General features: G+C 41.0%; 25 protein-coding genes. 1 reads left to right on the plus strand and 24 read right to left on the minus strand.

All coding sequences use genetic code 11. The annotated features are described in order from the left end of the window. Nucleotides 1-9: 9 nt before the first annotated feature. The 5 genes from DOK79_RS05225 to DOK79_RS05245 all read right to left on the minus strand — a co-directional run bounded on the left by DOK79_RS05225 (nt 10) and on the right by DOK79_RS05245 (nt 4,130). Nucleotides 10-1,155: a WxL protein peptidoglycan domain-containing protein gene (locus tag DOK79_RS05225; RefSeq protein WP_206859232.1), complete on the minus strand. Its 1,146-nt coding sequence runs from the start codon at nt 1,153-1,155 to the stop codon at nt 10-12. A gap of 228 nt (nt 1,156-1,383) precedes the next feature. Beyond that, a complete protein-coding gene (locus tag DOK79_RS05230) occupies nt 1,384-2,136 on the minus strand; it encodes a WxL domain-containing protein (RefSeq protein ID WP_206859233.1) in 753 nt (250 codons plus the stop codon). Nucleotides 2,137-2,166: 30 nt separating this feature from the next. Beyond that, the gene (locus DOK79_RS05235) at nt 2,167-2,943 is read right to left on the minus strand and encodes a WxL domain-containing protein (RefSeq protein WP_206859235.1); all 777 of its coding nucleotides are present in this window, start codon (nt 2,941-2,943) and stop codon (nt 2,167-2,169) included. Nucleotides 2,944-2,978: 35 nt separating this feature from the next. Continuing rightward, nucleotides 2,979-3,800, minus strand: a complete 822-nt coding sequence (locus tag DOK79_RS05240) for a WxL domain-containing protein (RefSeq protein WP_206859237.1) — start codon at nt 3,798-3,800, stop codon at nt 2,979-2,981. A 30-nt stretch (nt 3,801-3,830) separates the two neighbouring features. Beyond that, nucleotides 3,831-4,130: a hypothetical protein gene (locus DOK79_RS05245; RefSeq protein ID WP_206859239.1), complete on the minus strand. Its 300-nt coding sequence runs from the start codon at nt 4,128-4,130 to the stop codon at nt 3,831-3,833. A gap of 770 nt (nt 4,131-4,900) precedes the next feature. Between DOK79_RS05245 and DOK79_RS05250 the strand changes: the two genes are divergently transcribed. Next, nucleotides 4,901-5,368, plus strand: a complete 468-nt coding sequence (locus tag DOK79_RS05250) for a hypothetical protein (RefSeq protein ID WP_206859240.1) — start codon at nt 4,901-4,903, stop codon at nt 5,366-5,368. 1,382 nt (nt 5,369-6,750) lie between these two features. Here DOK79_RS05250 and DOK79_RS05255 read toward each other — a convergent pair. Genes DOK79_RS05255 through DOK79_RS05345 form a run of 19 tightly spaced genes read right to left on the minus strand, consistent with a single transcriptional unit; the run spans nt 6,751 to nt 22,962 of the window. Continuing rightward, a complete protein-coding gene (locus DOK79_RS05255; protein WP_206859242.1) occupies nt 6,751-7,719 on the minus strand; it encodes an N-acetylmuramoyl-L-alanine amidase in 969 nt (322 codons plus the stop codon). After that, nucleotides 7,716-7,973: a hypothetical protein gene (locus tag DOK79_RS05260; RefSeq protein ID WP_096081701.1), complete on the minus strand. Its 258-nt coding sequence runs from the start codon at nt 7,971-7,973 to the stop codon at nt 7,716-7,718. The genes DOK79_RS05255 and DOK79_RS05260 overlap by 4 nt, the downstream gene beginning before the upstream one ends. Before the next feature lie 34 nt (nt 7,974-8,007). Then, nucleotides 8,008-8,340, minus strand: coding sequence for a holin (locus tag DOK79_RS05265; protein WP_206859244.1), 333 nt, complete (start codon nt 8,338-8,340; stop codon nt 8,008-8,010). 1 nt (nt 8,341) lies between these two features. After that, a complete protein-coding gene (locus DOK79_RS05270; RefSeq protein ID WP_206859246.1) occupies nt 8,342-8,575 on the minus strand; it encodes a hypothetical protein in 234 nt (77 codons plus the stop codon). A gap of 11 nt (nt 8,576-8,586) precedes the next feature. Continuing rightward, entirely contained in the window at nt 8,587-8,718 is a 132-nt protein-coding gene (locus DOK79_RS05275) for an XkdX family protein (protein WP_206859248.1), read from the minus strand. Continuing rightward, entirely contained in the window at nt 8,711-9,025 is a 315-nt protein-coding gene (locus DOK79_RS05280) for a hypothetical protein (RefSeq protein ID WP_242543354.1), read from the minus strand. The genes DOK79_RS05275 and DOK79_RS05280 overlap by 8 nt, the downstream gene beginning before the upstream one ends. 5 nt (nt 9,026-9,030) lie before the next feature. Continuing rightward, nucleotides 9,031-10,452, minus strand: coding sequence for a BppU family phage baseplate upper protein (locus DOK79_RS05285; RefSeq protein WP_206859256.1), 1,422 nt, complete (start codon nt 10,450-10,452; stop codon nt 9,031-9,033). Nucleotides 10,453-10,465: 13 nt separating this feature from the next. Beyond that, nucleotides 10,466-10,687: a hypothetical protein gene (locus tag DOK79_RS05290; protein ID WP_206859258.1), complete on the minus strand. Its 222-nt coding sequence runs from the start codon at nt 10,685-10,687 to the stop codon at nt 10,466-10,468. After that, entirely contained in the window at nt 10,674-11,123 is a 450-nt protein-coding gene (locus tag DOK79_RS05295; protein ID WP_206859259.1) for a DUF1617 family protein, read from the minus strand. Before DOK79_RS05295 ends, DOK79_RS05290 begins: the two co-directional genes overlap by 14 nt. Then, the gene (locus tag DOK79_RS05300; RefSeq protein ID WP_206859261.1) at nt 11,120-14,332 is read right to left on the minus strand and encodes a phage tail spike protein; all 3,213 of its coding nucleotides are present in this window, start codon (nt 14,330-14,332) and stop codon (nt 11,120-11,122) included. Before DOK79_RS05300 ends, DOK79_RS05295 begins: the two co-directional genes overlap by 4 nt. After that, the gene (locus DOK79_RS05305; protein WP_206859263.1) at nt 14,329-15,087 is read right to left on the minus strand and encodes a phage tail protein; all 759 of its coding nucleotides are present in this window, start codon (nt 15,085-15,087) and stop codon (nt 14,329-14,331) included. Before DOK79_RS05305 ends, DOK79_RS05300 begins: the two co-directional genes overlap by 4 nt. Beyond that, nucleotides 15,084-19,880, minus strand: a complete 4,797-nt coding sequence (locus DOK79_RS05310) for a tape measure protein (RefSeq protein WP_339093054.1) — start codon at nt 19,878-19,880, stop codon at nt 15,084-15,086. The genes DOK79_RS05305 and DOK79_RS05310 overlap by 4 nt, the downstream gene beginning before the upstream one ends. After that, nucleotides 19,867-20,454: a Gp15 family bacteriophage protein gene (locus DOK79_RS05315; protein ID WP_206854794.1), complete on the minus strand. Its 588-nt coding sequence runs from the start codon at nt 20,452-20,454 to the stop codon at nt 19,867-19,869. Before DOK79_RS05315 ends, DOK79_RS05310 begins: the two co-directional genes overlap by 14 nt. A 4-nt stretch (nt 20,455-20,458) precedes the next feature. Beyond that, on the minus strand, nt 20,459-20,839 hold the full coding sequence (locus tag DOK79_RS05320; protein WP_242543235.1) for a hypothetical protein: 381 nt from the start codon (nt 20,837-20,839) through the stop codon (nt 20,459-20,461). A 54-nt stretch (nt 20,840-20,893) separates the two neighbouring features. Continuing rightward, nucleotides 20,894-21,412 carry a phage tail tube protein gene (locus DOK79_RS05325; RefSeq protein WP_206854799.1) on the minus strand — a complete coding sequence of 173 codons (519 nt, stop codon included), beginning with the start codon at nt 21,410-21,412 and terminating at the stop codon, nt 20,894-20,896. Further along, nucleotides 21,412-21,810, minus strand: coding sequence for a minor capsid protein (locus DOK79_RS05330; protein ID WP_206854802.1), 399 nt, complete (start codon nt 21,808-21,810; stop codon nt 21,412-21,414). Before DOK79_RS05330 ends, DOK79_RS05325 begins: the two co-directional genes overlap by 1 nt. Beyond that, complete coding sequence (locus DOK79_RS05335; protein WP_206854805.1) at nt 21,810-22,175, minus strand: minor capsid protein; 366 nt, start codon at nt 22,173-22,175, stop codon at nt 21,810-21,812. The genes DOK79_RS05330 and DOK79_RS05335 overlap by 1 nt, the downstream gene beginning before the upstream one ends. Beyond that, the gene (locus tag DOK79_RS05340) at nt 22,175-22,510 is read right to left on the minus strand and encodes a putative minor capsid protein (protein WP_206854807.1); all 336 of its coding nucleotides are present in this window, start codon (nt 22,508-22,510) and stop codon (nt 22,175-22,177) included. Before DOK79_RS05340 ends, DOK79_RS05335 begins: the two co-directional genes overlap by 1 nt. Beyond that, nucleotides 22,507-22,962 (minus strand): hypothetical protein, encoded by a 456-nt coding sequence (locus tag DOK79_RS05345; protein ID WP_206854809.1) that lies wholly within the window; start codon nt 22,960-22,962, stop codon nt 22,507-22,509. Before DOK79_RS05345 ends, DOK79_RS05340 begins: the two co-directional genes overlap by 4 nt. Nucleotides 22,963-22,964: the final 2 nt, after the last annotated feature.

Consider the following 22,964-nt stretch of genomic DNA (forward strand, 5'->3'; position numbering starts at 1 on the left):
AGCATCGCTTTACGGCAATGAGATTTTATCTTCTTCGTCTTCTTCATTTTTTTTGCGTCGTTTCCACAAAATAAAGAATAAGATGAAAGCAAGCAATGCTAAAACGATGCCCCCAATCAAGAAGTAGATCCAAGTATTATTCTTTTCGATCGTTACATCTTTCGCATTTAGTTCTTTTGCTTTTTCCGCAGAGATAGTGAAATCTTTTTCAAAATGCCATTTGTACACATAATGAACATCCGTATCTTTACCCTCTGCATCTTTTTCTGTTTGGATATATTCTCCCTTAGGATCTTTTTGACCATACACATCCATGGCTAAATGATACGTTCCAGCTTTCATCGGTTGGGATGGATTACCACTATCCAACATCCCTTGATTACTGATAGCGATCGGGTAATCGAAATTCGTATTTGGTGCCATCTGCATCATTTCTCTGACTGAAGTGAACGTCATACTTGGATCATCGATGTTGGTTACTGTTGCGTCCACTTTCATTTGATTCAAATAACCCATTTCTGAATTTTGAAGATTCGCATTGATGACATTACGCGCATTGACTTGAGAAGGAGCAACATCATTCAAAGTTAGTGAGGGCGCAACTTTTGTTTTTGTTTGTTGCAGCAATAGTGCTTCTACATAACTAAATTCGTTCTTTAAAGACACACCTTTCGCCTCTTTGGAAGAAGTGTCCGTTTCAGAAGATTTTTGCTTGAACGTCAATCCACCTGCAATTACACCATCAAATTTTTCAGATGGCATCGATACCTCGATAGCTACGTCTGTTTGAGAGTTTGGTTGCAAAGCTACTTCATTCGGCATCTTCACATAATTCGCTAGATCAAACTTTAGTGTTTTATCTTGTTTGTTTTCACTTGGACTGTATTCCACCACACCATTGATATTCGTCGTTGCACTTGCTACATTTGCTTCAACTGTCACAACTTTATCGGTTGAATTATCCAGTAATACGTGGATCGTCTGTTTCTGCCCAGGTGTCATCAATAAATCAAAATAAGAGACCTCTTCTGCTTGGTTTTCCGGTAAGACTGGTGTCATTGAAAATTGAAACTCATTTGCCTGGACGACATTACCGCCCACCACCATCATCATGACCATTACGAACATCATTAAATAAAATTTTGCCCTTTTCACTATTGCTGCTCTCTCCTTAATTTCTATAAATAGAAAAGCTGTGTCAAAAGCTTTCCCAACTTTCGGATAGCCTTTGACACATTCTCTTCTTTTTAAAGCTGAATTTTTCCAACAATGCCTTGTTCAAAAAGTGAGGGAGGTCAACGAAAAAAGTGGGGGGATTCTCGGGTTCCTCTTTTACTTTCTGAATTCGAACATTTCTGGTTTTGATAAATGTTTTAAAATTTCTTAGTTAGCTGGTGTATCACTTAATGACCAAGTCATTGTTGCTTTATAGTCACTTGCTAATTTTGTTGAAGCACCTGGAACTTCTAGTTTTACAGATGAATCTTTTGTTGTATCTGAACCAAAATCGACTAAACTTGTTCCAGCACCATTGCCATCAGTTGCACCCATGACCACGTCTGATTGAACATTTGGATCTAACATTGTAATTGCTTTTACTTTATCCGCAGGTGTTTTAGATGCTGAAACAATCGCTGCATTAGTCAAATAAACTTTTGCACCATCTAAGTTTTCACCTGGTTTACCAGCATTATCAGCATCTGTTGAAGCAAAATCACTAACTTTGACTGTTAAGCCCCAACCAGCTAATGAACCACGGTTATCTGTTACTTGAACGTAGTTTGGACCAGTTTTAGCATTACCAGCTGCATCTTTGTATTTTTGTGCTGCCGCATTGTAAACTTTATCTACAGATGTGATTTCTTGTGTACCAAAATCAAAAGATGAAGCAAAGTCAATCGACAATGGACCTGGTGTTCCAGGAACAACTGGGATCGTTGGATCAGGGTTTTCCGGAACGATCGGCTGTGTTGGATTCAATGGATCGATCGGATCAGTTACACTAGCAGATGGGATATATTTGATTGAACCATATGCCCCATATGACGCTACTTCATCTGCTGATACTGTTGTAGCTACTCCTGCTGCGATCATTGATACTAGTAAAGCTGTGGTATATAACGTTACTTTTTTCATGTGAATTTCTCCTTTACAATGACGACATTGTTATTTGTTTGTTGGCAGATCTGAAAGAATCCAGACCAAATTAGTTTGATAGCTCACTGGATCTTTAGGTGTTGATCCAGGAACAAACAATTGAATCGCAGAAGTAAAAGTTGTGTTTACTTCTTCTCCTTCAATTAGTTCCTTTTTTTCGAATAAATCTGACATATCTCCCCAGCGTGTAATCCATGTTCCAGCGCCCTGGTCAACCGCCGCACTAGTGATCATGCTCTCTTGATTCGGAACCATTCCTAGTACTTCATAAGTGGTAGGTTGCGGGGAGTTGCTATTACTTACCATCTTTGGTTTCAAGAAAAACAAAGTCGCCCCTGTTAATTCTTCGTATTGAGTCGGCTCTTCAGCACGAAACTGGTGGGTTTCTTTCACCTTTAATGTCCAGCCAGCCAATGTCCCACGATTATCTGTCACTTGAACAAAGTTCGGAGTGATCAAATGAGGATCATTGAAGTATCTTTGCGCCTGTGCAGCATAATACTCATCTTTATTGGAAATCTTATTCATCCCAAAATCCAAACTACTAGCAAAATCAATCGATAACGCGCCGCCTGTACCAGGCTCAGGTCTCGAACCATCAGGATTCATCGGATCAACTGGAATCTCCGGATTGGTAGGATCTACAGGAAGTGTCGGTTCTTTTGATGATCGGAATTTTACCGCATCATACCCTCCTACATCATCATGAGGCGCTGCAAAAACCATTTGACTGGCTAGAGCACCAAGCAATGTCGAAAGCACGCTTGCTAATAAAAACTTCTTCATCTAATCCTCCTTCCTAGGAAAATATCTGAATTTATTTAGTTTGCTGGAATGTCGGATAGCGTCCAATTTAGATTGGTCGTATAAATCCCCGCTTTTTTCACCGTTGCACCCGGCACACATAATGTAATCGGTGATTTTGTCGCAACTGCATCTCCAGTTGTCGCCGTCGAATCATAATCCGTTGGTTTACCTAAACCATAGATCCACGTACCCATCCCTTGATTTTTATCCGCAGAGACAATAACTGTTGCCGCAGGAGATACCGTATACATCTCTGTTTTTACTTCTTCAGGATAAATCGATGGATCCGTTCCTTTTTCTGTATTCACATGACCACCACTAAAAGCTAATTGCGCCCCTGTTAAGTAATCACCCACTTCCGCACTACTTTCATCAGTCACTGATGGATCGACCGTGTCTAAGTGAAACTGTGAATCCGTCGCAACTGATAACGTCCAGCCTGCAAAGTTCCCACGAGTATCAGTTACCTGTACATAGTTCTCAGCAGTTTTTCCACTAGCAAACGCTTGAGGATGTGCATAATAAGTTTCTTCTTTTGACGAAATCGACTGTTTACCAAACGCCAAAGATGATGCAAAGTCAATCGATAATGGTCCACCTGTACCAGGTCCAGGAGGATTTGTCGGGTCAGTCGGATCGATCGGTACTACCGGAATACTTGTATCTGGATCTTCTGGATCAACCGGCGGTGTAACAGTCGTCCCTTGTTTGAATTCAACCGAAGATTTTGAATCATACTGTCCAGCTGTAGCTGCACTGACAAACGTGGTGCCGTATGTAGAAATTATCCCAACGCCGGCAATAATTGCTAAAGAATATTTTTTTATATTTCTCATTTTTAAGACCTATGTTCCTTTCTTTTTCGCTTAAACGATTGTTTTATTTAAGCTCAGTTTCCAGTACAAAATGATGCTTGCTACTATTGTGATCAAAGATAAAAGATACAATCCCTCATTGGAAGCATCACCGGCAGCCGGTATTTTTATTTGTTCATCTGGAGAAGTGGAAAGAATAAGTTTCTCATCTTCTGTTAAATCGTCCGAATCAGGAAAAATCGTCTTTTCATATTTACCATAAAAACCCGTCTCACCATAACTTCCATAGTTTTCTGTATCTGCCTTACCAATCGTTGCGTTACTAGTCAGCAACAGCAAAATCAAAACCAAAGAAGCGATTCCTTTTCGTCTCCCTATAAACAGCTTTTCCTACCTCCCTCTTAGAACTGCGTTTATCATACCTTCCCCTATTTTTCACTTCATCTTATTTTTATTTCAGTTCCTGAAAAAAAATTAAACAACAAAACGCACGCGTAAAAATCCTTGGAAAAATATACAACATTTTATCGATCCACTCTTATATAAATTTTGAAAAAAAATATAAAATAACCATTTTAGTTGTATAATCAAGTGGATAACTATAGTTTTTTTATAAATTAAATAATTTTAAACTACTTAAAAACTAAATTTAATTGGTATTATCCAATTTATTATTATTAAAAACAGTCGTACGTATCGATTAGAAAAAATAATGAAAATAATGAAAAAAAGAATGGGAAAATTAATTTTTACCAACAGGATAGATAACTGGTGATAGAAATTAATTCTTCCATTAAATGATGTTTTTTGTGGGGATTGGTGGAGATTTGTGATTGGGTGGTTTTTGTTTATGCGTCTTGAAAAATAAAAATATAGGTACGGTATTTGTTTGTTGTGATATTCTAAAGAAGGAAATATCTTCAATTTCGAGAGTTCTCAGTTTTTGTTTTTATTGTAAGCTATACCATTGTTTTACTCATTAAAAATACTAATCGTTATATTAACTATAAAAATATTATTCACACATTAGTATCTAATTTGATGCCTGTAATCTATACATGTAACCGCTATCCAACGAACGATCAAGTGAAAATATTTATAACAATTGGGAGGAAAGAATATTGTTAGATAAGGATTTTCTTTTTGAAAAATATAAAGAAAAAATACATTGTGTGAAAACGAGAAACGAACCTTTCGCTACACTCAAAGGAATAGTAGATATAAAAGAAGCCCCTATTTCGACTATTTATAACGAACACCTTGAAATGTTAAAAATCAATGTCGTACACTCAATCTATTCTCGACAAGAAAAAGCGATAGAATTTCGTCTATTTTATGTAGAAGACAATTCCAAAAGCAAGATCTATTATCAGTCATATGCAAAAAATCCAATTACACTCCCTGGATTAAAGAAAGAGACAATTTACATTATCTTCGAAGAGTCTCTTGGGATTATAGAAACAAATTGTGATTTATTAGCTATCGACTTTAGAATACGACAAGGAATCGAACAAGAACATTTAGATGATAGAGATATTTATTTTTTACACTATGTTTCAAACTTTGAGAATCGATCTTTTTTTGAATGATTTAAAGAATAAAAATCCAGAGCATTGCTAGTAAGGTGAGTATGCTCTGGTTAATAACGAAAGAAGCAAGGTGGCTTTTTACGTCCAATTCATTTTTAGTTTATGGTGGCTGTTAGTTCATGCTTTGTAACTCTTAGCTGAGTAATTATAAAGGTTCATTTGTAACGTTAAAATATTACTCGAGTTTAATCATAGCTGACATAGACCCGTTTCAGAATATCCCGATCATGAGACTTAACTTTTTCTGACATGATTTGCTTTAAGCGTCTATTCGTTGTCGTGGTATACAATTTCCTGCTTTCCTTTATATTCAAGAATCTCAGTTAGGATATTCAGCAGATCATTACTAAAATAAAGTCTTTTCAACTCACGATAATAGAATTCTTTCACCGCCATTTCAGCTCATTTGGCGGTGAAAAACAAATGATGGCGGAGTAATCCGCTAAATATAACTTACTTTCTTTAACTTGACTAATTCTCTTTTGCAGTCGCTTCTTTTTCTTCGATTGATTCTGGATGAAATTCTTTCAATTTGAACTCACCAATTTTACTTATATAAAAATCAAAAAAAGACGCTTCACAAAATGAATTGCGAAACGTCTTGAAATGTTGATATAAAGATATATTAACGTTTTGAGAACTGTGAAGCTTTACGAGCTTTCTTAAGACCTGGTTTTTAATCCAGATATTTACTGATTAATCCTAACCAGCCCTAAATACTGATATAAAAGGTTTTTTATAATTTTATATTTTCTCGTCTCAGCCGATTCTTCCGACGAAGTATGGTCAAAGTATGGTCATTTTTAATGCTATGTTTATTAGCACACAATAAAAAAATACCCGCTCGAAAAGAGCGGGCCACTAAAGGATACAATCCTCATTAGTGAGGCTAAGTAAAGCTTACTACCATTTCAGGCTATGTTCAAATAATATGTTCGTTTATGTACCCCGCTCCCATGAGCGGGATGTAAAAAAAGCAATGTTGTTAGGGTGATACAATAAGAATACTATCTTTTTATTTATTATTCAACTGATATAATCGTTTTGCTATGTAAAATACGTATAATATAATTATTAAAGAGAGTATCGATATCCACGCTATACACTTCCCCCAGAAGTTTTTAGTTGTCGATACTCTCTTTAATATTGGCGCCTACAGGTAGTTTAATCCTGAATTTAAATTATTGCGAACGCTTAACTTCAGTTTGAGGATTCTTAAGATTTGATCACTTCTAGCTAAACAAAAAGACCCACTCCGGAGAGTGGGCGGGTATTAAAAAACGAATTTCTTAGTATTGAGGATAACTTTAGATTACTATGATTTTATTTATTGTTCAAGTCATGTGCTTTATGTATTTCGCCCCTCAACGAGGGGCTATTTTTTATCGCTTTGGAATAGTCAAAGCTAAGTCTCTAAAATGGAAGTCCTGATGTCCACCAGTTGTATTTCCTGCTGAATCATTCGTACGTCTAAACATGATATAAACATTTTTCCCAACAAATTTGCTCATGTCAAAATCACCTTGCATGCCATACCGTAAACCGTTAGGAACTCCCAAGTGCTTGTTCACGTCATTCCGGACAATTCCTGGTACAGATACACGTGCAAGCTCTTTACCTGTGTTTCGGTCCATTAAGAAGACATATGCAAATCGATGGTTACCCGGTCCTTGCCAACCTCTAGCGGTCAAAATTCCTTTCTTAACTTCTTTCATTAATTCAAGTTTTGCCTGTTGTCCGCCACCGTGTTGTATTGGACTTTCAGTTACATAATCGTTATGGGTTTTAGGCTTCGAACTTGCTGTACCACTAGTATTGTAGCCAAGCACATTCATCACCGCACGGATTGCTTGATCCATGTTCTGATCTAATCGTCGCATGTCATTTGCATTATCGATAAAACACCATTCGATCAATAATACATTGACGCCCGGATTAGTGTTACGGTGTACGAAGAACGTTGTGGTAGGCTTTGCTCCACGATTCGGAATTCCCAACGTATCCGCAATCACTTTTGATACAGCTGCCGCTAAAATACGCATCTGTTCGTTACCAGCCCAATAAAAAACCTCAACACCAGTTGCCTGACCATTAAAGGCATTCAAGTGACTCGTGATTGCTACGCCTGATCCCGCCGCATTCATAACCGTGACTTGGTTCTGCAAGTTTTGGTTAACAGTTGCGCCAACGTTATCTGTAGAATCGCGTACACTGGCAATTGCTTGCATCTTTTGGGTGATTGTTCGTACAACATCTGCTTCACGTCTCCCGTTTCCTACTGCACCTGGATCCATCCAGTTTGAGCCATTTTTTCTTCCTCCGTGTCCAGCACCGTTTGATCTGATCGTCATTTTACTTCACCTCTTCCTACGTAATACCAGTCCAGCATCTGTTGATCCGGATCATCTGTTTTGGGTCGTTGCTTCTGCTCAAAATCAAATGCTTCCATTTTGCCAGTTTCTGTAAATTCAGCTGCCACGGTCACGGTCGTTCCTTCGATATTGTTAAGAGTGTGTGCGGCATCCTCGATCGTGTTCTCGTCATTTTGAAACTCTGGTTTGACTACTTTGTTGTAGTCTTCTAAAAATTTTTCTTTGTTTCTCATCGGATTTACCTCCTAAATATTTAATAGAAAAAGATCAGCCTTTCGACTGCTCCTGTTCTTTATAAATTAAGTTTTCTGTACCTTCTTGACCATCACCATAATCCGGTGGATCAACATCTGGTTTAACTATGCTGTTTCCTAAATCAAATAATCCGCCAGCGGCTAACCCTGATACAGCCCCAGCCCATGCGTAGATTGCTAACTCTTGTGGTGCTAGGGTCACTGCGTATAGCACGCCTAACAAAATACCCGCAATCACATTGATCACGGGTAAGAGTTTGTACTCCTTCATTTGTGTTTTGATTAATCCTGTGACACCAACGACTAGTGGCGTAATAATACTTGCAGCAGCTAAGATTTCTGTCATTTTATTTTCTCCCCTTTCCAATTTGCTTAAAAATAGATCTTATTTGTTCCTCGATAATTGAGAGCCGATTGCTAGATTCTGTCTGATTTTTTTTTAGTTCCTTTATGGTCTCATTCAATTCACTTAGTGTATGATCCATTTTCGTGAACATCGCATAAAATTTTGCAATACCAAAAATCAATGTAAATGCCAGTGAAACAATTGCGATCCACTCAGCTACGGTTAATGCCTCCATAAGTCACCTACCTAACCCTCATTCTCTAAAATCAGTTTTGCCTGTTCCTCTGTGATCGCACCAAGTGCCAGAAATTGACCGACGTCATCTTCTGTCATCCAGCCACGATTGTACCAATCTTGGATCGTCTCAAAATTAAGCATCTTCTTGCCCTCCTTGAGCCAATTCTCTTACTTGTTGTGCTAGTTGAAGATTTTGCAACGTCAATTGCACAACCGACTTCCCTAGTGTGTCTGCTGTTTCTTGTAGCTCTTCGACTTCTTCTGGCGTGGCAGCACTCACCACACTCCATCGTTGGCGATTAAAATCAAACCCTATAACCACCACGTGTGGATCAGTCGGTGGCTCTACTTCCGTATAGGGATGGAATACAGGGCGATCCTCCGGCGTATATAGAGGCCTCAGATCTTGTAAATCTCTTGTGTCAAAAATTGCTTTGTGTCCTTCCATTTTTGTCATCCTCTCTTTTCTAAGTCATTGATTCGCTGGGCTAAGTGATTGAACATGTCAATGGTTGGGTTCGCTATCTGATCAATCCTTTTGGGTATATATAAATTGGTTAAACTAAGCGCAACTGTATATTCTACTTTTGCGTATGCCACCCGAATCGCATTTTGATTAGTTGCTTGTCGTTCAGGACCACGTAAGACCGCGGCTGCTTTTCCAACATGCCCCAGTACTGTAGTACCGGTTATCAACTCAAGTGGAAAAGTGAGTTTATCATTGAAAGTGCTCTCGTGGCTTGCCATTTCTTCCCAGTTGAAGCCGGTGTTTTCAGGCATTCTCCGATACCCAATGATCGGATATGAGGTGGTGGAATTGATATGCGCATAGGCAGTAAACTGAATATTCTTTACAAAAGGTTGAATTATAGCCAATTCCTCTTGCACTGTTTGTGGAGAAAAAAATGTGAATAATTCAGGAAACCTTCGCTTCATATCGCCAAGTACATCCCATGTAAATACAATGTGCATCCTACCATTTGCAGCTGTGGAATTAATACTAGTATCAGTCAAGTCATTCGTGGCTATTCGGTTGTATTGCGCTTGAGTGATCTCTGTCCCTCCAGTAGCATTGCTCGGCAAAGATGTCGAGAGGACGCCACCTGCTCTATGAACATTTTCGACAAAGCTTCCTCGAATTTTCCCAGTTAAATCAAGCAATGGTTCTCGAACTAGCGGTGCACCAAACATAAATTTCTCTAGTGTTTGATCAACACTTTCTTCTGTGACAAAATCCGCATCATCAAGTCGTTGCTCGATGTCACTGAGCCTTCCTTCTACCGTTGCGCGAATCTCTTCTTCAATTTCCTTCGCTAGGGCATCGATGTCAAAGGCCGCAAGGTCCGATTCAATTTGTCCAATTCGATTTTCAAATTCGGTCAAATCCTGATCAATTCCTGAGGCTTGTTCCAGAACCAAGTTTCGTAGATCCTCGAACCGCTTCACATAAAATTGCGCCATTTCTCCAAGATCTTGATCAAGCCAAGATTCTTGGAATTCGGTACTAAATGCCGGATAGTCTAAAGATTGGCCATTAGGAAACTCCACAAAAACATAAATGTTCACTGATCCGGAGTACGCGTAAATGTCATTTGGCAACATCACATTTACTTTTCCGGCTGTGGGATCCTCAATTTTGATTGAGCCATCAGCACTTTCAAAAAGGACTGACTGACCTGCATTCACGAAGTCAAAGCCCAAAATGATATTGGCTTCCGAAAGATCCAACGGCTCCCCCTTAAACTGAAAGTTGATCGTCTTTTTTGCGACGCGTTGATCATAACTGAAAAACTCTGTGTTGGTTGGTATAGGAGAAGAACGTTTTTCGGCCGTTTTATTTAACGTGATCTCACTGGTTACGTAGAGATTTTCCATCATCCGCCCTCCTTCAATCTTTGTCTTCTAACGCCCACAGTTCTTTCAAAAATTCTTGAATCCCTTCACGGCAAGTCTTCTTGTTTTTTTGGTATAATTCGGGCTCTTGGATACTGATGCTTGGTGACGTTGACACCCCTTTATCTTCATCGATCGAAGCCGATAGATAAACAACCATCGTTTCGTCAATCATGACCTGTCCATTTACATTAGTGCTTTTGTTAGTCTTTAACATCTTGGTTTTCCTCCTTTTCAAATTCGTCCATCAAGCGATCGTAAATGTCTGCTTCTTTCCCTGAAATCACACCATTGTAATCAGCTAGCACCTTACCAAACAAAGAAAAATTCTTGACATATAAGCCGCTTTCGATCACGATCTCTTCATCTAACAAGGCGTGTAGTTCTTGTGCAAACTGATTCTTTTCGGAATCTTTCACCTCATATCCTGTTTGTGCTTCGTTGATTACCAGCTTTCCATCTGCATCTTTTTCACCATACTGATCATACAGTTCCATTTCTGACTCTTGCAGCCCCTCCACTGCTTTTAATAGTTCCTTTTTGAATTTTGATCGGTGTCGGCTAGCACTTGCAGCCTTTAAGTCCATTTTTGCAATAAATGCCAACGCAGTACCTAATTCATAATTCTTTAATGTGATCGTGACTTTCTTCATGCTTTTTTCTCCATTTCTTTTTCTAGTTTTTGAATTCGTTGTTCCTGATTCTCAACGATTGAAATTAATTCCTGATTCGTTTTGGTGTTCAGATTGACTTGTTTGTTCATATCTACTTTTAAATAATGGTCTTCACCAGTAACACTAGCTAAAAATGGACTATCTTGCGCAATAAAACCGAATTGTTGCTCTTTTGGTGGTTGGAAATTTGCATCATTTGATCGGTAATTCTGCTTATAGTAGTAGTCAACCATGCGTAAACGCTTTGTCTCCTCAATACCATTTACTCGTGTATCCTGAATTCGTTCTTTTAACCTCAAGTCAGAGTTATTCAAGATACGGAAGTTGTTCATATTAAGATCTGAAAAAAAGCCAATACTAACATTATTATTTATACGAAAAGCTGCACTAATGGTAATTCGACCGCTCCCACCTTCCATCTGAAAAGGCGCTATTCTTGCTCCTCCTGCAGTGATACGACCCAAAATCAAGTGACTTGTACTTCTTGTATAGAATGAGGTAGCAGGCGTTGCACCGATCATCGTTCGCTCCACACCACCAATTTCAGCTGTTCCAGCACCGTTAAAAAATTGTAGCGCAGTTCCAGTCAATGACATAAAACGATTATTATTATTTCTAAATGTTAAAGCGGTAGGAATCAGATTCATTGTCGAGCCCATAGCATTAAAACCAACTTGAATCGCATTAGTAGCTAACTTATCCGCCGAAACAGCACGTGCTGCAATCGTAGTAGCCGTGACTGCACCTGCTGCGAGTTTAGCTGTCGTAACAGCCCCACTCGCTATTTTCCCAGCAATAATTGAATTCGCAGTGATATGACGAGCAATAATGGCGTTAGAGGCAATACTGTCTCCAACTATCGTCTGAGCCCGAATTTCATTTGCAGTGATTGTATTCGCTGCAATTTGCGCTGCTGTGATTGTGTTAGCAGCAATTTTTGCTGCAGTCACAGCTTCAGCATCCAACTTCACTGTTGTCACAGCATTTGAAGCGATTTTTATGGCAGTGATAGCACCGGAAGAAATTTCAGTTGCTGTAATTGTTCCAGCAAAGATATGGCTCCCTCGAATGGTATCTGCCGCAATCTGCGTTCCTGTGATCGTTCCTGCCGCAATTTCCGTAGCTGTGATGGTTCGTGCGGCAATCTCATTCGCAGTGACCGCATTCGTGGATATGTGCCTTGTGATAATCGCATTGGTCGCAATCTCATTGGCTGTTATCGTTTGGGCATTGATTTCTCTGGCAGTGATCGTATTGACAGCAAGATCATTCCCAATGATACTGCCTGCTCTAATTTGTGTGGTGGTGATACTTCCAGCAACGATCGACAACGCTTGGATTGTGTTCGCTCGAATCTTGCCACCATTAATCTCGACTGTATCCTCCCATTGCCAATCTGAAAGAAGCTCCTCAACATCTCGAAGATCGGCCATCGCACCATCGATTCGCTTTTGTGCATCAAGAAAGTTTTGTTCGGCTGACTTCAAGCGATCATCCAGTAGAGGTAATGAAACATTGTTCAATTCATTCAACACAAGCTCGTTGTCTATCAGTTTCTGCTCAAGTCCCGACAACTTAACGGTAGTGAGTATGTCCATTTCAACTTTAAGCTCTTTTAACCGTCCTTCAAGATCTGGCAAAATGTTTTGCTTCAGATCATAAAGCGCCTGATCGTTTTCTGTCAGACGTTCATCTAATTCCGGAAGAATCCGATCATTCAGATCATCCAAGATTCCTTCTAGTTCATCCAGTTCCTTCGTATTGGCAGTCTGCCCAAAAACTTCCTCGCTGAAGTTGCCAGCGACACCGTGGTGATTGACTGCCCGAACACGGTAGTACCATTGCAATTTGGTTTCTGTACCGTGAGTATAGGCATTGACGTTTGTCGTACCTAGCAAGTTACTTGGTCCCGGAACAAAGCCTTTTTCTTGAGAGCCGTAAATTTCATATTCTCGAACGGTCAGTCCCTGCATATCCCAGTGCAGAAGGACTTGGCTAAATCCACCATAAGCAACAAGATTTGTAATTGTGCCAGGTCTAACGTTGGCTATGTTTCCAGGGCCAATAATGGGGGGTCGATTGATCTGTTCCTCACGATCGCGATCCTGTTCTTTTTGATTGGATCCTAGCGTGGCTCTTGAATCGCCAATCTCAATGGATTCGTACTTATCTAGAAGCACGTTCCAAACCGTCTGATTGATCTTCGCATTGACGTTGACACCTAGCTTGTTAAAAGCCACGGTGACAGTGTCGTAGAGTTCTAACTGCTCGAGCAGCCGATGTTGTTCTTCACCAGTTGCGCTGTATAGATCCGCAAACTTTACTTTTAGATTCACACGAGGCAACCCGACCTGATTGCTTGAAATGTAATACTGACCAAACTGACGAAGTTCTGCGACTGTTTGAGGGTTTCGACTGCTTAGATCCACAGTCTGCACCCGACGTTCCGGAAACTTATCGACATGGGAACTATCCAGAATGACTTCCGGAAGAACTAACTCACTTGCCCCCTCTTCATTCGCTCGAGCATAAGGACGAATCGATGTATAGGTGCTCTCGATCGTTTTCTCTTGTACGAGATCCACTAGATTCTTGCCATAAGCAATGACCACTCCAGTCTCCTTACCACCTTCTCGCATCAAACGGATTTCGTTGTTATCGAAAATATACTCACCGTTATACTTTTGAAGAATAGAGCCTTCCTTTCCGCCCAAAGCTTCGGCGGCACTTTCGAAATGGCCAACTTCGGAAAAGTCCATTGCAGTGACAGTCGTCAGATCTGTGAATACGGTGAAATCACGTTGAGGAACTAAAAGAGCACGCCACTGATTCAATGCCTCTTGGGCTGAAATAGCGGTGTGCTTCTGTCCTTTATTTAGCGCTGTTTTTTCAGTTAAAAGTGAAATATGATCACATTTAATAGAAATAATGCCGTGTTGAGGTTTAGTAATCTTAGTGATTTCAAATCTCTGCCGCTTCGATCGAGTACCCGGGCCAACATCAACAACTACTTTCTTTCCTTCTTTCAACTGAGAAAATAGCTGTCCATTGATCGGATAGTTGAAGGTAAGATATGGAAATTGATTTCTATGCCTTACAGCCAACACGCTGCTTGCTTCGTTCAATAACCCTAGACCGAGCGTGCTGTAATCGTTATTCGTTTCATTATAAAGAATCGGCACACTCATATCGCTATCGACCTCCACCTTGGTGTAATTGTTACTTGTGTGATTTGTGTGGTGAATGAAATTGTATTTGTCCCTGGTCGCAACTGTGGCACATGGTAACCATCGCTTTGCATTAGGATCGCACTTGATATATTGACTGTGCCATCACGATACGCTGTCCCTAACTCACTATCGATCGTAATCATGCCAGCACCGGCAGCTCTCAGAATTCGAAACTGCCGACCATTAATGGTCAGGGACGCATCTGCCGTCCCACTGTATCGAAATTGGATTATCGGCAGTGATGGAATCGATTCAGGATTGTCTAGTGTACGTCCGGATAAAACGGAAACAGCTGTTTGGCCATCCAACCGATACATTACTGGCTTGCACTGAAAAGGCAACGCTAAGTCAAAATGATCACGCCAGCGATCGAGAATTCGAACTTGCGAATGAAAGATGCCTTCGTAGAAGTATTCCGAATCCTCAGAAAAAAGAAGCCGACTGTATCGCTTTGGTTCCTTCAGCCAGTGCGTAATTTCTCTGACTTGCTGGAAAAGCGACTTGTCTGCTTCTTTCCTTAATTCCATCGGAAATGTTTTGATGATATCTTTTTCTCGTTCATTGTCGTAAATGATTGCCCCTTGCCTGCCATCCACCTCATCAAATCGCAAATCTGATTCAGGAATCGTCAACTCCATCTCATTAAGGAGGTAGAGATTCTTGTCGATCGACTTATGGCCATTAAATTCAAAATAGGGTTGTACAGCTTTCACTCTAATCTCCTCCTCATTTCATCTGCCGTGTGTTCTGCGAGTAATTCCGACAATTCAGCAATATCTAATTTGTCATTGATTGTAATCTCATCAAAATGAATATCGATATGCGGTGTATTATGGATCGTTTGGGTGGTGGTTTTTGTCTCGCTCTTAACTGCTGGTAACGACAATCCAAACCCAGCATTACCGGCAATCGCCACCGACTCAGCTTGAATATTCGGCAAGACAAGCTGGGCACCTAAATCCTCAATGGCATCTAACGCTAAATGCTTGAATCGCTCAATCCCTTCGCCAATACCAGCAGGAATCCAACGTCCCACATCCATCTCCATCACTTTGGATGGTGAATTGATATCTAAAGCTCGTTGCATCGTTTGTGCCACTTGATTAGCGATGGAAGCTGCAGTGCTAAGAACGTGAGCTTGCCCGGCAATTAATCCATTGTTTAAACCGATCATAGAGTTTTGACCGATGCGATAAAATTGATCAGGCAAATGACTCATCTGATCCGGCATGCGCTGCGCACCATTACGGATTGTGTCGTTCGCATCTCGCATCCCATCACTGTAGGCTTGATTTGATTCACGCATGATTGCTGTGGCAATCTTAGGAAGACTTTGTAAAGTTTTATCTATTTCCTTAGTCAGTTTTTCAAAAACTTCCTGCATTTTTTTAGATCCCTCATTGGATATTTTGACCATCGCTTCCGTCATTTTATTGATTTCAGAAACTGCCTGAGGAGCGGCATCAGCTATACCTTGGCTTGTGCCTTTACCTACCTTTTCTCCATGTTTTTGGTATTCTTGTTGATTCATATGTGTGGAAATTTCATTCCCTGGTACTAGTGCAATTTCTTTTGCTGCTTTTTGGACAGCTCCTTGACTATCCGTTATTCCTTTGGCAGATCCGGCACCAACATCTTGACCATTTTTATTGTAGTTACTAGCAGTCATTTCGTTGTTTAAAATATTTTCTGGAACCATCGCAATCTCTTTTGCTGCAGATTCTACTTGTGGTTTTCCTTCACGTACACCTTGACTTGTGCCTTCACCAACAGGATGCCCCAGAGAAATATATTTATCGATCCCCACGGTTTCTCTAATCGTTTGTTCCGGAACATTAGCTACTTCTTTAGAAGCTTCTTCTACTGAAGTAATATTATCTAAAATTCCTTGCCCAAATTTTGTTGGTGGTGCTGCACCCATTGAGGCGTAGTCTGTTTGTTCTAGCTGAGACCCCATAACTCTCTCTGGCGTTTGAGCAACTTCCTTTGCTGCTTCCTCTACTTTGGGGGTTGCTTCTACCATCCCATCCCCAATTTCTTCGACAGGTTGACGTCCCCACTGTGCAAAATCTCGACCCTCTGTTCCTCTGCGTAAAGATGCCTCACTTTTTTCTGGAACTAATCCAAATTTTTCAGCAACAGTTTCCGTTTCTTCACCAACGATATTTGCCATACTCGCCATCGCTTGCTTCATCGTTGCGTCCGCAGTCCCATTTAAATCACTAATGTGCTGTTGTGCTGTTTCTGGTAATTTACCTAATTCAAGATCTAAATTTTCAACAAACCACGCCGATTGTTCAGCTGACATTTTTGGTAGGTCCTCCATATGAAGACCCATTTGTTCCAGCAGGGTTTTTGTATGTTCTCCACCTAACTCCGCTAATGAACCAAGATTTAATCCCATCTCATCAACCATTTGCTGTGTTTGAAGCGCACCCGCCGGACCTAGCTTTTCAAGTTGCATAATAATGCCATCATCTACACCGGCCTTCGCCAAAATGGCAACATTGGTCGACCAAGTTCTCATAGCTTCAGCATTTTTTTGTAGATTTTCCTTCATTTGATCCAAGCTTATCGCTTCTTGTTGTTCAATCTGCTTAAAAGCATTTCCTGATTCTTCTACCAGCTTTTTGTACATGCTATTCATAGATTCCAAGGCAGCTTGTTGTGCATCAGATAGAACATTCCATGAAGTAATCATCTGTGAATTAGCTTCTGAGACTGTCTCTGCGACTGCTCGTCTTTTCTCTTGCTCCTCCGTGTACAATTGATTTCGTTCAGATTGATTTTCAACAAGTAAACTTTGAAGTTCATCTTCCTTCTGGGACAGTCCTTCCAGCGATTCTTTGACCTTTTTCTTTCCATCCACGCCAGATTCTGAGGCTTCTTTCTCCAATCTCATACGTTCTTTGGCTACTTCAGTTAATGAGGATTCGATGTCTGCAGCTTCTTGATTCAACGTCTTTTGTCGTTCGGTTAGCCGATTGACTTCTTCCATTCCTTTAGAAGCTTCAATCCGTTTGTTTATTTCTTCTGTGGTTGCATTAAGCAGGCCTGTTTCTTCGTCGTAAGAGAGATTTAGACCAGTCACTGAATTATTCAGTTCATCAACTGTATCAGCCATCAATTTTTTATCCGCAGCCGATTTATCTTCAATTGCTGAAAGCCTTTGTAATTCAGCTGCTAAATCCTTGTTTCTTTCTGTATTCGACTCGATCACTTTAGCTTGTGATTCAAATTCTTTTGCACTGGACTGGGTTGACTTTTCTACGCTATCAAGATCGCCTTTTAATCCATCTAATTCACTAGCTAATTCTTTGGCTTTTTTACGAGCTGCAAAGAAATCTATGCCCATTTTGGCGGCCGCAACTCCAGCTAAACCAAGTGCAACCGCAGTGCCTGCGACCACAGGATTTAACAGAATACTAGCAGCCGCTAATGCTTTCTTCGCTACTGCAGAAGCACCAGCAGCAATCGCATAGGTTTTTTGGGCAGCTGCTGCCCCTTTTAGTGAAGCTGCATTGGAAATGTTTGCTGCGACAACCGCTTTAGTGGTGGTGGCGTTCTGTAAGTTGAGACTGATTCCCAGTTTTGTAGCAACTGCATCAACTTTTTTAGCCATCGTCGCACCAGAAGTTGCACCGGTCAGGTATTTCAACATCTGAACATAAGATGCTGTAGCAACTGCTGCTTTCTGTACAATCAGTAGTCCACCAAATGCAGTTCCTAATCCGATAATTACAGGCGCTGCCGTCACAGCTGCGTCTTTCACAGCAATAACCCCACCAGCCATCATATCAATAGCCGAAACAACCGGAGGGATGACACCAGCGATACTATTCAACGCCCCTTCAAAAGTTTTACCAAACCCTTGAATATTTTCTTTCATCGAGCCAAAACGTGTTTCTGAGAATGCCTCGTCCATAGATGCGATAATGTTGGCCGTTCCTCGGCTTGTTGCAGTAGCCATATTGGCAAACGACCCTGCCCAAGTATCCCCAGCTTGTTGAGCCATCCCAGAAACCGATGTGAATTCATTCCCACCATCACGCATCGCCTGTTCAACCGTATCAAAAAACTCATTGGCACTAATTTCACCATCACGCAACGCATCACGAATACTCTGCATACTCATACCAGTCGCATCTTCATAGATTTTCCAAGGATCTACTCCACGGCGAACCATACGATCCATTTGTGCCATGTTAACCGTTCCTGTTGCTCGCATCTGGATCATTGCATCCATCACATTATCCATTGTTTCTGCAGCGCCATCACCATACATGGCAACTGCATCACCCCAGATTTGATAACTTTTCGTCGATTGTTCTAATGAACCATTTTGCATCACTAAGCGCTGCACGGTCTGAGCCGCACTATCAAGCATGTAGTTTGTACCAACAACGACATCTCGAACGCCTTCCATCCCTGCAGCGGCTTCTTCTGAACTGCCAGTTAACCGGGTCATGGTGTTTTCAAAGTTATTCAGTGTATCAATACGTCCGAATGCTCCGTCCAATGATCCTTTGGCCATGGACAAAGCAGTTGTGGCACCTTTGGTGATTAGCATTGCTGCACTTAGTTTGCCCACAGAGCCTGTTAACAAATTGGCTTTTGGCTCTGGTTGAGAAAAGGAGGTACTCATTTTAGCACCAGACTTTTCTGCTTCATCACCTAATGACATAAGATCCTTTTTCATCGCATCAACCGCATCACTGACAGTCTTCGCTCCGTCTTTGGAACCTGCTTCTAAACTAGTCGCAATGCTCTTTCCAGCCTTAGTTGCTGATAATTCAACAGGAGGAACCATCTGCGCAGAGGACTTTTCTATTGATCCAAGAGCGCTAGCTGCTTGCTTGGAACCTGCTTCAAACGAATCACCGATGCTTCTACCTGCCTTGGGTGACGTCACTTCAATACTGGCTAACATGTTACTGCTTGATTTCCCAATACCATCTAAAGCGCTCGTCGCCTCTTTGGCACCAGATTGAAAGGAGCTACCAAGCTCTTTGCCGATTTTAGGTGCAGAAGATTCCACAGAAGAAACCAAGCTTGTGACTGATTTAACGACACCTTCATTAGCCTGATTGGCATCTTTGGCGCCAGAATCAAAGGATTCACCCATGATACGTCCTGACTTAGCTAGTTCAGTGCTCGTCGTGGCGGTTAGGTCTGCCACTCCTTTAGCCACGCTATCAGTCGCTTGATTAGCTTCCTTTGATCCTGCATCAAAGTTATCACCGATAGACTTACCGGCTTTAGCTGTTGCAGATTCGGTCGTCTTTCCTAAATCATTGACCGTCTTTTCTACCGAATCCACCGCTTTATTGGCAGACTTAGCACCTGATTCGGTATTCGCACCCATATCATTGCCGACTTTTTTCATGACATCATCGGCATTTTTACCTAGTCGGGAAAAACCTTGTTCGACCGTATCAATTTCTTTCGTGACTTGTTTGCCGTTGACGATTATGTCAATCGTTACCTTACCATCACTTCTGCTCATCTTCTTCACCTTCTTTCGGTAGTGCATAGGCTTGTTTTGCTTCTATCAGTTGTTTTTTCGCTTTGCGAATTTCTTTCCCCTTACCTTCAGGCAAATCTCGTTGACGGATATCAACGATGTGTTTGAAATGCGTATCACTAGGTAATCCATTGAATAATGCAATGAACTTTTCCCATCGCATCTTTCCCTGCTGTTCCAATAAATCAATCCGATAAGTTTGATAAAAGGCAGCGAAGATACTTTCAGCATCGTGATCAAAAGAAAAAACCTCTTCTGCAATTTCTTTCATCTTTGGTTTCATGAGGTTCCCTTTCCAGTCATAGCGTGGTTTTGGGCGTTCCCATATACCAAAAGCTTCTAAGACAGACAAAAAGATCTCATTTTGTGTTTCAATGTCACATAAAAAAGAGACGCCCAATAAAAGCCGCAGCCCTAAAACAATTTTTTCGGATTCCGTCAAAACTGGATCTTTTAACAGGTCAAAAAGACGTAGTACCGTATCGAAAGAAAGATCGATCGGATAACTAACGCCTTCGATTTCCACTGTGTCTTCTAATCGATACTGTAGTTTCATTGCTCTATCCTTCTAAGTAACGCTGCATTTTATCGAAGAGTTGTTTCTTTCGCCCACCAAGCTCTTCTCCTACTGCGGAACAAATCTCCATGTAGTACTCAGAGATCAATGTGTAGTCAGGCGAAAGCTCAAACAACTTGTTAAATGCACCATTTCCTAAAAGTTGATCCATCACTTTTTCTAATTCTTCATGCGCCTTTCTGTCAGCTGTTTCCGGTTTGATCATCTCTTTTTTCAGTTTTTCAGTGATCTTTGCCGACTTTGTCGCATAATTTGAAACTAATTTCCAAAAGGCTTCTGCTCCTTTTTCGGATGTATCAATATAAAATGTGTGTTCACCAATCTCAATTGGTAGTTGTGTTTTCTTCACTTGGATTTTTACCATGTTTGTTTCCTCCATTCGTTGGTATGTAAAAAAGAGAAGCGATAATCGCTCCTCTTACTTAGTCTCTTCTTTCTTGTTTGCTTTGTTGCTAACTGACGTAGAATTCAACGCTGCCTCCGAATTACTACCACCAGATCCAGGCGTGCCTTCTACTGGGGTCATATTAAAGGTAATCGTACAGCCAAATGCTTCTTCGACTTCCGCAGCACCTGATCCAGCAACGATATCTGTAACAGTGGCATGCCCGACCCATTGCTTTGTTCCATCAGAGCTAACAATTCTATGCCAAACCTTACGCCCAACACCAGTCTTCAGCTTCATATCTGCAATTAATTTCTGTGCTGGATCCGTTGACGCATAAACACCTGAGATATCGTAGGCAACTGTTACTCGATTAACGGCATTAGAATGCTCGCCATCGTAGAAAAATCGTTCGGAAGTTGAGTCTGCACTAGAATCCGAAATATCTTCAATCCCAGCTCCTAACTCTAGCCAAGCTGATTCTGATGGTGTTGCTGATGTAGTGGTAAATGGTGCAATAAAATGACCACGATTACTATTCACATTAAACATTATTCTTCACTCTCCTGTGTTTTATTTCTAAAATATAGTTTTGCTTGTACGACCAAGCGATAATAAAAGAACTTTTGATTATCCTGGCTAACTAAAAAGGGTTCATTGGCAATCGTCAACGCCATAAATTGATAAGAATCATTTTCTGATGGGACGGACTTCACATTTTCTAAGATCTCTGACAATTGATAAATGATCCGATCGCCAGAAAAATCTTTTGTCTTTAATCGAAATTCAAAAGGCAATTCCTTAACCTTATCCCCATTCATGTACGACTTGACCGTGCGCCCTCCCGGTAAGGGAACCAACCGAATCGACTCCTCTTGATCGATGGCTTGGATAATCACTGGCACATCGATTTTGCTAGCTACTTCCTGCAGCCGATCAATAAAATCCATTATAGTTTCGCTCCAATCTTAAATGCCTGCAACCAATCACTCATGAATAACGGTTTCGTTGCTTCATCCCAAAATGGACCAGTGCCGGGCTGCTTATTCACAAATGGGATCCAAACACCAGTTACTGGATGTTTCCGACCGCCATAATATTGAGGACCGGCATATGGTGCGTCAAATATCAGCTGACTTCCCCGACCAGATACATGGCCAGTGTCACGCAAATGCATGGTGTCCCAAGGTACTACGGTTTCGTTCATGGTTTGCAGCATGCGGTTGGCCATGTTCAGCTGACCTAGTCCCAAGTTATCTTCACTAAGCTTTGATCGGACACCACTTAGATCAATGTCAATCTTGATTCCACTCATCAGACCACCTCAATTTCATAACCAAATGGCTCAGGCGAATCAGCATTCAGCGGTACAACTTTTGCGATCGTGTACTGTTTGCCAAAAATCTCAATTTGATCTGCAACTGAAAATTCTGGTAATGGTCCAGTGTATTTCTTCACCATAGAAATCAATGCATTGGGTGTTTGTACTTTCCCATCAATATCCCTCGGCTCAAACTTGACTGTGTCATCAAAGCGAACATACTCAATCACAAGCTCATCCTCAAGAATGGGTTCGCTCCTTGGCGTTAAGCCGATTTTCTTTCGATAGATCATTGTATAAGGGAAAGATCGTTTTGGCGGCATTCTCATCGACTCACTCCTCTGTACAGTAATCCAGTTCCCGATAACTGCAGCATAGCGTCCCCAGAGAGCAGAGATACTTCGTTTGTCGATGACGAACCACCTTTACCTTTAGAAACGCTCATCCGCCCAATGGACCAACTATCAGGCTCTTGCATTCCAAACGTGGTAGTGGCCTCAGCCTCATGCATGTACTCAATCTGGTAAGCAACAGCCAACTTAAAGGCATTGCGGCGCATCGGAATATCTAATTCAAGATCATTGTGTTGATAGAAACGTCTCGTTTGGATGTCCAACAATGCACTGGCTTTTCTCAGAAGCTTCTTGAACTCCTTTTCGGTCAGTTCCGTTTCTTTGTCTACTAAGCGTTTGTACTCTTTGAGAGACAAATAGCCACATGGCTCGATGCTTTCCTGATCGTCAAAGATTTCGTTCAACGGCTTACGTCTTATTCGTTCCATGG

Origin of the sequence: Enterococcus sp. DIV1094, from assembly GCF_017316305.2 — a bacterium.
GTDB classification, from domain to species: domain Bacteria; phylum Bacillota; class Bacilli; order Lactobacillales; family Enterococcaceae; genus Enterococcus_B; species Enterococcus_B mangumiae.